9 protein-coding genes are annotated in these 11,381 nt (G+C 62.3%); 5 read left to right on the top strand and 4 right to left on the bottom strand.

Annotated features, from left to right (window positions below; genetic code table 11):
- The first annotated feature begins 233 nt into the window (after window positions 1–233).
- From AC07YV_RS25580 to AC07YV_RS25560, 5 genes are all read left to right on the top strand, one after another.
- Complete coding sequence (locus AC07YV_RS25580) at window positions 234–1,625, top strand: GntP family permease (RefSeq protein ID WP_102702089.1); 1,392 nt, start codon at window positions 234–236, stop codon at window positions 1,623–1,625.
- A gap of 7 nt (window positions 1,626–1,632) precedes the next feature.
- Window positions 1,633–2,406 carry a 3-hydroxybutyrate dehydrogenase gene (locus AC07YV_RS25575; protein ID WP_102702090.1) on the top strand — a complete coding sequence of 258 codons (774 nt, stop codon included), beginning with the start codon at window positions 1,633–1,635 and terminating at the stop codon, window positions 2,404–2,406.
- 187 nt (window positions 2,407–2,593) lie between these two features.
- On the top strand, window positions 2,594–4,549 hold the full coding sequence (locus tag AC07YV_RS25570; RefSeq protein WP_102702091.1) for an acetoacetate--CoA ligase: 1,956 nt from the start codon (window positions 2,594–2,596) through the stop codon (window positions 4,547–4,549).
- 194 nt (window positions 4,550–4,743) lie between these two features.
- On the top strand, window positions 4,744–7,281 hold the full coding sequence (locus tag AC07YV_RS25565) for a PAS domain-containing hybrid sensor histidine kinase/response regulator (RefSeq protein WP_102702092.1): 2,538 nt from the start codon (window positions 4,744–4,746) through the stop codon (window positions 7,279–7,281).
- A gap of 67 nt (window positions 7,282–7,348) precedes the next feature.
- On the top strand, window positions 7,349–7,624 hold the full coding sequence (locus tag AC07YV_RS25560) for a peptidylprolyl isomerase (RefSeq protein WP_007898282.1): 276 nt from the start codon (window positions 7,349–7,351) through the stop codon (window positions 7,622–7,624).
- Between the two features lie 123 nt (window positions 7,625–7,747).
- On the opposite strand, the gene AC07YV_RS25555 is transcribed toward AC07YV_RS25560, so the two are convergent.
- The 4 genes from AC07YV_RS25555 to AC07YV_RS25540 all read right to left on the bottom strand — a co-directional run bounded on the left by AC07YV_RS25555 (window position 7,748) and on the right by AC07YV_RS25540 (window position 11,366).
- Window positions 7,748–8,683 (bottom strand): sugar kinase, encoded by a 936-nt coding sequence (locus AC07YV_RS25555; RefSeq protein WP_102702093.1) that lies wholly within the window; start codon window positions 8,681–8,683, stop codon window positions 7,748–7,750.
- Window positions 8,684–8,823: 140 nt separating this feature from the next.
- A complete protein-coding gene (locus tag AC07YV_RS25550) occupies window positions 8,824–10,041 on the bottom strand; it encodes an amino acid deaminase (RefSeq protein ID WP_102702094.1) in 1,218 nt (405 codons plus the stop codon).
- Between the two features lie 39 nt (window positions 10,042–10,080).
- Window positions 10,081–10,845 carry an IclR family transcriptional regulator gene (locus tag AC07YV_RS25545; protein WP_102702095.1) on the bottom strand — a complete coding sequence of 255 codons (765 nt, stop codon included), beginning with the start codon at window positions 10,843–10,845 and terminating at the stop codon, window positions 10,081–10,083.
- A 113-nt stretch (window positions 10,846–10,958) separates the two neighbouring features.
- Complete coding sequence (locus AC07YV_RS25540) at window positions 10,959–11,366, bottom strand: RidA family protein (protein WP_102702096.1); 408 nt, start codon at window positions 11,364–11,366, stop codon at window positions 10,959–10,961.
- Between the last annotated feature and the right edge of the window lie 15 nt (window positions 11,367–11,381).

Raw genomic sequence — 11,381 nt, 5'->3', positions numbered from 1 at the left:
AGCTCGCTCCCACACTGGAATGCGTTCACATAACAAATGTGGGAGCGAGCTTGCTCGCGATGAGGCCAGCATCATCAACGCGAGTCTCACAATAGAGACAAAAACATCTGACGCTTCAATAAAGACATGAATATATCCTTATATTTCAACGAGTTAATGATCTGGCACAAAACTCGCTATACGCCTCCCTACCCAGTTCCACCCTACAAAAATAACAACCCAGGAGACACACCATGAGTGTGATCATTGCCTTGGCAGCCCTCGCGCTGCTGATGCTGGCTGCCTACCGTGGCTACAGCGTTATCCTTTTTGCCCCGATTGCCGCCCTCGGCGCCGTCCTGCTCACCGACCCCTCTGCCGTCGCCCCCGCTTTCACCGGGGTATTCATGGAAAAAATGGTCGGCTTCATCAAGCTGTATTTCCCGGTGTTCCTGCTCGGCGCGGTGTTCGGCAAGCTGATCGAACTGTCCGGCTTCTCGCGCTCCATCGTCGCCGCGGCGATTCGCCTGCTCGGCACCCGCCAGGCGATGCTGGTGATCGTGCTGGTCTGCGCCCTGCTCACCTATGGCGGCGTGTCGCTGTTTGTGGTGGTGTTCGCGGTCTACCCGTTTGCCGCTGAGATGTTCCGCCAGAGCAATATCCCCAAGCGCCTGATCCCGGCGACCATTGCCCTGGGCGCGTTCTCGTTCACCATGGACGCCCTGCCCGGCACGCCACAAATCCAGAACATCATCCCCAGCACCTTCTTCAACACCACTGCCTGGGCGGCGCCGTGGCTGGGCGTGATCGGCACGATCTTCGTGTTCTGTGCCGGCATGCTGTTTCTCCAGCGCCAACGCAACAAGGCACAGCGCGCCGGTGAAGGTTACGGCTCCGACCTGCGCAACGAACCGGAAACCGCCGCCGACCTCAAGCTGCCCAACCCGTGGCTCGCGCTGTCGCCACTGTTGGCGGTAGGCATCATGAACCTGCTGTTCACCCATTGGATTCCGCAGGTGTACGGCAAGACCCACAGCCTCGCGCTGCCAGGCATGGCCGCGCCGGTGACCACGGAAATCGCCAAGCTCACGGCGATCTGGGCGGTACAGGCCGCCTTGCTGGTCGGCATCCTCATGGTGCTGGTGTTTGGCTACAAGGCAATCAGCCGAAAACTCGCCGAAGGCAGCAAAAGCGCGGTCAGCGGGGCGCTGCTGGCGGCGATGAATACCGCATCGGAATACGGTTTCGGCGCGGTGATCGCCTCCCTGCCAGGCTTTCTGGTGTTGGCCGACTGGCTCAAGAGCATTCCCAATCCACTGGTCAACGAAGCGATTACCGTGACCCTGCTGGCCGGCATCACCGGATCCGCCTCGGGTGGCATGAGCATTGCCCTGGCAGCCATGTCCGAGCAGTTCATCAGCGCCGCCCATGCGGCGAACATTCCGCTGGAAGTGCTGCACCGGGTCGCCGCGATGGCCAGCGGCGGCATGGACACCCTGCCGCATAACGGCGCAGTAATTACTCTGCTGGCGGTCACCGGGCTGACCCACCGCGAGGCTTACAAAGACATTTTCTGTATTACGCTGATCAAGACCCTGGCGGTTTTCGTGGTGATCGGCACTTTCTACGCCACTGGCATTGTGTGAGGTATTCATGACGACTCTTTCGGGCAAGACCGCACTGGTCACCGGTTCCACCAGCGGCATCGGCCTGGGGATCGCCCTCAGCCTGGCCAAAGCCGGGGCCAACCTGATCCTCAACGGTTTTGGCGATGCGTCCAAGGTTATTGCCGAGGTGGAACAGTTTGGCGGCAAGGTCGGCCATCACCCGGCCGATGTCAGCGATCCGGCACAGATTGCCGACATGATCGCCTACGCAGAGCGCGAATTCGGCGGCGTCGACATCCTGGTCAACAATGCCGGCATTCAACACGTGGCAGCGGTGGATGAGTTTCCGGTGGAACGCTGGGATTCGATCATCGCGATCAACCTGTCGTCGGTGTTCCACAGCACCCGCTTGAGCCTGCCGGGCATGCGCGCCAAGGGCTGGGGCCGGGTGATCAACATTGCCTCGGTGCATGGCCTGGTCGGTTCGGTGGGCAAGTCAGCCTATGTCGCGGCCAAGCACGGGGTGATCGGCTTGACCAAAGTGGTCGCACTGGAAACCGCGACCACCCAGGTCACCTGCAATGCGATCTGCCCGGGCTGGGTACTGACACCGCTGGTACAGAAACAGATCGACGACCGTGCCGCCAGCGGCGTTGATCCACAGCAGGCGCAGCATGATCTGCTCGCTGAAAAGCAGCCATCGCTGGAGTTCGTGACACCGCCGCAACTGGGTGAACTGGTGCTGTTTTTGTGCAGCGACGCCGGCAGCCAGGTGCGTGGCGCGGCGTGGAATGTGGATGGTGGGTGGTTGGCGCAGTAACTGCCGTTTGCTTTTGTGGCGAGGGAGCTTGCTCCCGCTCGGCTGCGCAGCAGTCGTAAAATCAGCTGGCGTTAATCGTCTGTGAGTTTATGGGGCGGCTTCGCCACCCAGCGGGAGCAAGCTCCCTCGCCACAAAAGCCTGCGCCACATCAGCCTGTGTGAATGCATAAACAAGAAGAGGCAAACCATGTCCGACATCCTCTGGCAACCCGACGTCAAACGCATTGGCAAGACCCGCATGGAGGCCTTCCGGCGCTTCATCAATCAGCGGCACCACCTCAAGATTGACGACTACCCGGCCCTGCACCAATGGTCCATCGAGCAACGCCCGGATTTCTGGCAGGCCATCGTCGATTTCTTCGACATCCGCTTCCACGAACAACCCGACGCCGTGCTGCTCGAAGGCCCGCAGATGCCCAGCGCCCAGTGGTTCCCGGGCGCCACGCTGAATTTTGCCGAACACCTGCTGCAGCGCCGCGATGATGCGATCGCCGTGGTCGCCGTTGGCGAAAACGGTCAGCGTGAACATTTGACCTGGGCGGAACTGGCAGAGCATGTCGCCGGCTTTCAAAACGGCTTGATCGCCGCCGGCGTCGGTGTGGGTGACCGGGTCGCCGCGTGCATGCCCAACACCTGGCAAACCCTGGTGGCCATGCTCGCCACCACCAGCCTTGGCGCTGTCTGGTCCTGTTCTTCACCGGACTTCGGCACCCAAGGGGTGGTTGACCGTTTCGGCCAGATCGAACCGAAAGTGCTGGTGACCTGCGCCGGCTACCGCTATGCCGGCAAAGAGATCGACCAGACCGCCAAGATCAACGAGATCCTCCAGCGCCTGCCTTCGCTGCAACAGCTGATCGTCGTGCCTTACGCACGGCCACAGGCGCACATCGAACACTTCCGCACCCCGGCCAACGTGACGCTGTGGGACGATTTCTACGCACCCGGCGGCGAACCGGATTTCGTCCCGGTGCCCTTCGCCCATCCGCTGTACATCCTCTACTCCAGCGGCACCACCGGCGTGCCCAAATGCATCATCCACAGCACCGGCGGCGTACTCCTGCAACACGTCAAGGAACACGGCCTGCACTGTGATCTCGGCCCCGGCGAACGCCTGTTCTACTACACCACCTGCGGCTGGATGATGTGGAACTGGCTGGTCTCGGCCCTCGCAGTAGGCAGCGCGGTGGTGCTGTACGACGGCTCGCCGTTCCACCCCGACCCGCAACGCCTGGTCGACCTGATCGACGACGAGGGCATCAGTGTCTTCGGCACCAGCCCGAAATACCTCGCCACCCTGGAAAGCAGCGGCATCAAGCCCCGTGACAGTCATGACCTGGGCAGCCTCAAGACGTTGCTGTGCACCGGCTCGGCGCTGTCGCCGCAGAGTTACGACTTCGTCTATCGCGACTTCAAGGCTGACGTTTGCCTGGCCTCGATGTCCGGCGGCACCGACATCGTCTCGTGCTTCGTCAACGGCAACCCTGTGTCGCCGGTGCGGCGCGGCGAAATCATGGGCAAGAGCCTGGGCATGGCCGTCGAGGTATGGAACGACGCCGGCCAGCCGGTGATCGGAGAAAAAGGCGAGCTGGTCTGCACCCGGCACTTCCCGGCGATGCCCGTTGGCCTGTGGAACGACGCCGATGGCGAAAAGCTGCGCCAGTCCTATTTCAGCCTGTTCCCCGGCGTCTGGGCCCAGGGCGACTACGCCGAACAATTGCCCCACGGCGGAATGATGATTCACGGCCGCTCCGATGCCGTGCTCAACCCCGGCGGCGTGCGCATCGGCACGGCGGAAATCTATCGCCAGGTGGAAAAAGTCCCGCAGGTGCTCGACAGCGTGGCCATCGGACAGCAATGGCAGGATGACGTGCGGGTGGTGCTGTTCGTACGCTTGCGCGACGGGCTTGTGCTGGACGAGGCGCTACAGCAGCAGATCCGCCAGACGATTCGCGCCAACACCACGCCGCGTCATGTACCGGCCAAGATTGTCGCAGTCACCGACATTCCCCGGACCATCAGCGGCAAGGTGGTTGAACTGGCGGTGCGCAATGTGGTGCATGGGCAGAAGGTGAAAAACACCGATGCCCTCGCCAACCCCGAAGCGCTGGAGCAGTACCGCAACAGGCCCGAGCTCCAGTCTTGAAGCGCCACAAGAACCTGTGGGAGCGAGCTTGCTCGCGATAGCGGAGTGTCAGTTGACATCAATGCAAATTGACCCGACGCCATCGCGAGCAAGCTCGCTCCCACAGTAACCGCTCAAGCCTTCGAATCAACCTGCGCCTGCCACCTGTGCAAGAATAGACGCCAGCTAAAGCGACTCAGGCGCAGGACTCCCGGATGAACGCAATACCCACCGCCAGCGATGCCCAGGCCCTGATCGCCCGGATCGACTGGGCAAGCAGCCCGCTGGGTGCTGCCAGCAACTGGCCACAGAGCCTGCGAACCGCCGTGGACATTGTCATTCACTCACCGATGCCGATGCTGCTTCTATGGGGCCCGCAACTGACACAGATCTACAACGACGGCTTCGCCCTGCTCGCCGGAAGCAAGCATCCGCAGGCTTTCGGGCAACCGACACACCTGATCTGGCCAGAGTTGAAAGACTTTACCGACCCGATCTACAGCGCCGTCCTGCAAGGTCAGGTACGAACCTACAGCGAGCAGCGCTTTACCCTGCAACGTGAGGGCCGGGAGTCCGACTTCTGGCTCGACCTGACCTACAGCCCGATCCGCGATGAAGGTGCCGAGGTGGCCGGGATCCTGGTCACCGCCATCGAAACCAACGAACGCCGGCGCATCGCCCTCGAACTCGAACAACGCTCGGCGGCCAGCCTCAAGGCCCAGCGTGAAACCGAGGAGCGCCTGCAACTGGCCCTCGCCGCCACCGATGCAGTCGGCACTTGGGACTGGGACATCAGCGAGGACCGTTTCATCGCCGATGTGCATTTTGCCCAGCTCCACGGCGTCGATCCGGCCATGGCCAACCAATTGCCGATCAGCGAATACCTGCACGGCGTACACCCGCAAGACCGCGCCCTGATCGCCCGCAGCATCAAGCACTGCATCACCCACGGCACCGAGTACGCCGAGGAATATCGCCTGTTGCAAACCGACGGCCAGATGCGCTGGGTGTTTGCCCGCGGTCGCTGCTACAAGGACCATCACGGCCGGCCGATCCGGTTCCTCGGCGCCGCCCTGGACCTGACCGAGCGCAAACACACCGAACAGGCCCTGCGCCAGAGCCAGACCGAGCTGCAACTGATCATCAACGCCATGCCGATCCTGATCAGCTACGTCGACCGCGAAGAACGCTTTCGCCTCAACAACGCGGCGTACCTCGACTGGTACGGGCTGACGCCGCAAGAGCTTTATGGGCGAACCATACTTGAAGTGCTCGGCGAAGAAGCCTACGCGCTACGCGCCCCGTACATCAGCGAGGCGCTGTCCGGCCGGCCCTGCTGTTTCAGCATCAGCACGCCGCACCGCGACGGCAGCCTGCGCCAGGCCTTGATGAATTACCTGCCACGCCACGGTGCAGACGGCGCGGTCAACGGCTTCTACATCTTCGTGATCGACGAAACCGAACGCAAAAACACCGAAGAAGCCCTGCGCAACCTGAACGAAACCCTTGAGGAACGGGTGGCCGCCCGCACCCGACAACTGGCCGAGGCCAACGAGCGCCTGCAAAACGAGATGTTCGAGCGTGAACGTGCCGAAGACGCCTTGCGCCATGCCCAGAAAATGGAAGCCGTCGGCCAGCTTACCGGCGGCATCGCCCATGACTTCAACAACATGCTCACTGGCATCATTGGCAGCCTCGACCTTATGCAGCGCTACATCGCCGAAGGCCGCGCCAGCGAGATCGGCCGGTTCACCGAAGCGGCAGTGTCCTCGGCCAACCGTGCCGCCGCCCTCACCCATCGCCTGCTGGCGTTCTCCCGGCGTCAGTCGCTCAATCGCAAGCCGCTGAACCCTAACGACCTGATTCGCTCGCTCGAAGACCTGTTGAGTCGTACCAAGGGCGACCACATAGAACTCAAACTGCAACTGGCCGAGAACATCTGGCGGGTCAACACCGATGTCAGCCAGCTGGAAAACGCCCTGCTCAACCTGGTGATCAACGCCCGGGACGCCATGCCCGGGGGCGGCGAGTTGCAGATCGAAACGGGCAACGTATACCTCGACGGCAGCGACATCACGACCCTGGAACCGGTCAAGGCCGGCGACTACGTGATGATTGCCGTCAGCGACAACGGCACCGGCATGACGCCCTCGGTGCTGGCCAAGGCCTTCGACCCCTTCTTCACCACCAAGCCCATCGGCCAGGGCACCGGCCTGGGCCTGTCGATGATCTACGGTTTTGCCCAGCAGTCGGGGGGCCACGTCAGCCTGTTCAGCCTGCCCGGACGGGGCACCAGCGTGCGGTTGTACCTGCCGCGCCTGCATTCGACCGAGCCGGAAAAAGTCCTGTCACCCCTGGTCGGCGAGGCGCCGGCGGCGATTGCCGGTGAAACGGTGATGCTGGTCGAGGACGATGCGGCGGTGCGCATGCTGGTGCTGGACCTGCTCAAGGAACTCGGTTACCGCGCCCATGAAGCCGAGGATGCCAAGGACGCGTTGCCGGTGCTGGAGTCGGACCTGCGGGTGGACCTGCTGGTGACCGACGTGGGGTTGCCGGGCATGAACGGCCGACAACTGGCAGAAATCGCCCGCCAGCATCGTCCCGGACTGAAAGTGTTGTTCATGACCGGTTACGCGGAGATCGCGGCCGAGCGCCAGGGTTTCCTTGAAGAAGGCATGGACATGGTGACCAAACCGTTCTCCATCGACCTGTTGGCCAACAAGATTCGCACGATGATCGGTCAACCGGACTGAGTTGAGGCATAATCGCGCGCCCCCGCTGCCACCCACATAGCCAGTATCGTTGCAAGGTAACCGCCCCATGAAAGCTCAAGCCCGCCATATCCTGGTGAAAACCTCGGAAGAAGCCGAACAGCTCAAACAACGCATCGCCAAGGGTGAAGCGTTCGATGTGCTGGCCAAGAAGTATTCGACCTGCCCGTCGGGCAAGCGCGGCGGCGACCTCGGTGAAGTGCGGCCGGGGCAGATGGTCGGCGTGATCGATGCGGTGATCTTCAAGAAACCGCTGCGGGTGGTGCATGGCCCGATCAAGAGCAAGTTCGGGTATCACCTGGTGCAGGTGTTTTACCGGGATTGATCACAGGCTCATTGCCAACTGATGACCTGTAGGAGCTGCCGCAGGCTGCGATCTTTTGATCTTGTTTTTTTTAAGAGCAAGATCAAAAGATCGCAGCCTGCGGCAGCTCCTACAGGGTTTTGTTCAGGTGCGGGGGATCAGGGCACCGGGCAGCTGAATCACCTGGCTCGCCAACCGGTGTCCCGCTTGCGCCGCTTCGACCGGGCTGCCGCCCTTGAGCCGACTGGCCAGGTACGCCGCACTGAACGAATCCCCTGCCGCCGTGGTGTCCACCACCCGCTCGACCTTCTGCGCCGGCACCTCGAATGACTCGCCATCACAACGAATCAGGCACGCTTGCGCGCCGCGCTTGAGCACCACTTCCGGCGTACCCATCTGCTCATATGCGGCAAACACCGCGTCATCATCGGCATAACCAAACAGCGCCTGTTCGTCATCCACCGTCAGCAACGCCAGGTCGACTTGCGGCAGCACGCTGCGATACGCCGCCCGGGCGTCCTCGACCGATGCCCAGAGCCGTGGCCGGTAGTTGTTGTCGAACACGATCCGCGCATCGCGCTGGCGGGCCTCGATCAGGGTTTCCAGGAGTTTTTCCCGACCTTGCACGCCGAGTACCGCCAGGGTGATGCCGCTGAAATACAGCACATCGTAATCCGGCAGCGCCGCGAGGATCGGTGCGGCGGCCGGGGTGGTGAAGCAGTCACGTACCGCCGCTTCATTGCGCCAGTACAGAAAGCGTCGCTCACCGGCGGCGTCAGTCTGGATGCAATACAAACCCGGCAGGCGTCCGGGCATGCGCTGGACCATCTCAAGGCCGATGTTTTCCGCCGCCCAGCTCTGGCACATCGCGTCGCTGAAACTGTCATCGCCCAGGGCGGTGACGTAGTCCACAGAGCCGTCCTCTCCCAGTTCCCGGGACAGGTACACCGCCGTGTTCAAGGTGTCGCCGCCGAAGCTTTGTTGCAGGCTGCCGTCGGCGCGATGCTGCAACTCGATCATGCATTCGCCGATCAGGGCGATGCGCGGAGTGTTGGGGCCGAGGGTGTTGATGGTGTTCATGTTGTGGGATCTCAGATGTTTCGGTGTTGTCTGGCAGGGCCTCATCGCGAGCAAGCTCGCTCCCACAGGGATTTTGTGAATGCCACAGATCCAATGTGGGAGCGAGCTTGCTCGCGATGGCAGCACCTCGGTCCTGAACCTTAGAAACAGGTTTCCATGGTCTCGATGACATTCAGTTGTTCATCGACCAGACAGCCGACACGCCACTTGTCGAACGTCAGGCACGGGTGCGAAGTACCGAACGAAATGATGTCGCCCACCCGCAGATCAACCCCCGGCGCCACGGTCATGAACGCATGCTGGTCCATGACCGCGGTGACTTTGCAGGCACTCACGTCATCGCCGCTGGCCGGCACCACGCCCGCCTTGTAGCGTCGCAACGGCACCGGCAAACCGGCGTCGTAGGCGACGTCGCGCTTGCCCAGTGCAATCACCGCAAACCCCGGCTCCGGCAACGACTGCACGTGCGCCCACACTTCCAGCGCCGGGCGCAGGCCTTCGTGCAGGTCACTGCGACGGTCGAGCACGCAGCACTGCGCTTCCTTGTAGATGCCATGGTCGTGCGCCACGTAACTGCCGGGACGCAGCACGCTGAGGAAGCGTCCGGCGGCGTTCTGTGCTTCGAAGGACTCGGCAATCAGGTCATACCAGGCCGAACCCGAGGCGGTAATGATCGGCTTGGCAATGGCAAAGGCGCCGTTGTCCTGCAACTGCACCGCCAGGCGCACCAGCGACGCGGCGAAATCGCGGATGCCGGTCACGGCGTGATCGCCATGGATCACCCCTTCGTAGCCTTCGATCCCGGTCAGGGCCAGGGCCGGTTGCGCAGCGATGGCCTTGGCCAGGTCGAGCACTTCCTGTTCGCTGCGGCAACCGCAACGCCCGCCGACCACGCCGTATTCGATCATCACGTTCAGGCGCACGCCACGGGAGGCGAAGTAGGCGCCGAGGTCGGCGACGTTGTCCGGGTGATCGACCATGCAATAGAAGTCGAACGTCGGGTCGGCCAGCAGGTCGGCGATCAATGCCATGTTCGGCGTGCCGACCAATTGGTTGGCCATCAGGACACGGCGCACGCCATGGGCGTAGGCGGCGCGGGTTTGCGTGGCGCTGGCCAGGGTGATGCCCCAGGCACCGGCGTCCAGTTGGCGACGGAACAACGCCGGGGTCATGCTGGTCTTGCCATGGGGCGCCAGTTCCGCTCCGCTGTCGCTGACGAACGCCTGCATCCAGCGGATGTTGTGTTCCAGCGCCTCGCGGTGCAGTACCAGCGCAGGCAGGCTGACATCACGCACCAGGCTGGCACCGATGGGCGCCGCGCCTTTATCCACGTTGGCAGTATGGGGGGCAGAAGACATGGTCGAACTCCTCGTTCACGCGGCTGCAGGCAGCCGCTGTTATTCGTTGATGCGACGGGCCAGGCTATTGGCGCTTGCAATCAGCACCCGGCGGTAGTCGTTGTAGTTTTTCTTCGCATCGGCCCGTGGGGCGACGATGCACAGGGTCGCGATGGCCACGCCGTCGGGGTTTTTGACCGGCGCGGCGAAGCAATGGGTAAAGGTGTCGGCGACGCTATCGAAGGAAAAGAACCCATCGATACCGGCCTGACGGATTTCCTTGAGAAACTGCGCAAGCTCCAAGCGTTCGCCGTCGGGCAGGATGAAGTCGTCGTGGTCGATCAGGTCGACGATCTCCTGGTCGCTCAGGTGCGCCAGCAACAGGCGCCCGGAAGCGGTCCAGGGGATGGGTGCGTTTTCGCCGATATCCGAAGAAATGCGGAAATGCCGCTCGCCTTCCTTCATCAGTGCCACGGTGTATTTGCGCCCGTTGAGCAGGCACATCTGCGCGGTTTCATGGGTCTGGCTGACGATGTCCTGCAAGGCGTGATCGGCCTCGCGGGTCAGGTCGAAATGGCGCAGGTGTGCTTGGCCGAGGAAGTACAGCTGACGACCGAGGTAGACATGACCGTCCTTGCCCACCGGCTCCAGGATCCGCCGCTCCAGCAGCGAGGCCACCAGTTCGTAGACCGTGGATTTGGGGCTGCCGATGCCGTTGGCGATGTCATTCGGGCGCAAGGGCTGGCCGATCTCCTTGAGGAAATCGAGGATATCGAACGCCCGGTCCAGACCGCGTGCCCGGCGCTTGATGGTGTCTTCGGTCATTTCAGTATGCTCACTCATTGATGCCCTGTAGGAGCTGCCGCAGGCTGCGATCTTTTGATCTTGCCTTTGGGCCCGTGCAAAAAACGGCAAAAGATCGCAGCCTTCGGCAGCTCCTACAAGGGCCGGTGTGAATCAAGCCTTTTCTTGTACGCAATGCAGTCGATCTCGACCTTGCAGTCGACCATCATGTTCGCCTGCACACAGGCCCGTGCTGGGGCGTGCTCGGGTTTGAAGTACTCGGCGAAGACCTTGTTGAAACTGGTGAAATCCCGCGGATCCTCCAGCCAAACGCCAGCACGCACCACATCTTCCAGGCCATAACCGGCCTCCTGGAGAATCGCGATCAGGTTCTTCATGGTCTGGTGGGTCTGTTCGACAATGCCGCCGGTAATGATCTCGCCGTCCACCGCCGGCACCTGCCCGGAAACGTGCAGCCAGCCATCGGCTTCAACGGCGCGGGCGAAAGGGCGAGGCGTGCCGCCTGCAGCGGCGCTGCCGGTGCCGTAACGAGTAATGCTCATGAGTGTTTCTCCTGA

The sequence above is a fragment of the Pseudomonas sp. GW456-E7 genome (genome assembly GCF_059424105.1).
The sequence above is the reverse complement of the archived record's forward strand: the minus strand, read 5'-3'. Positions and strand labels throughout refer to the sequence as shown.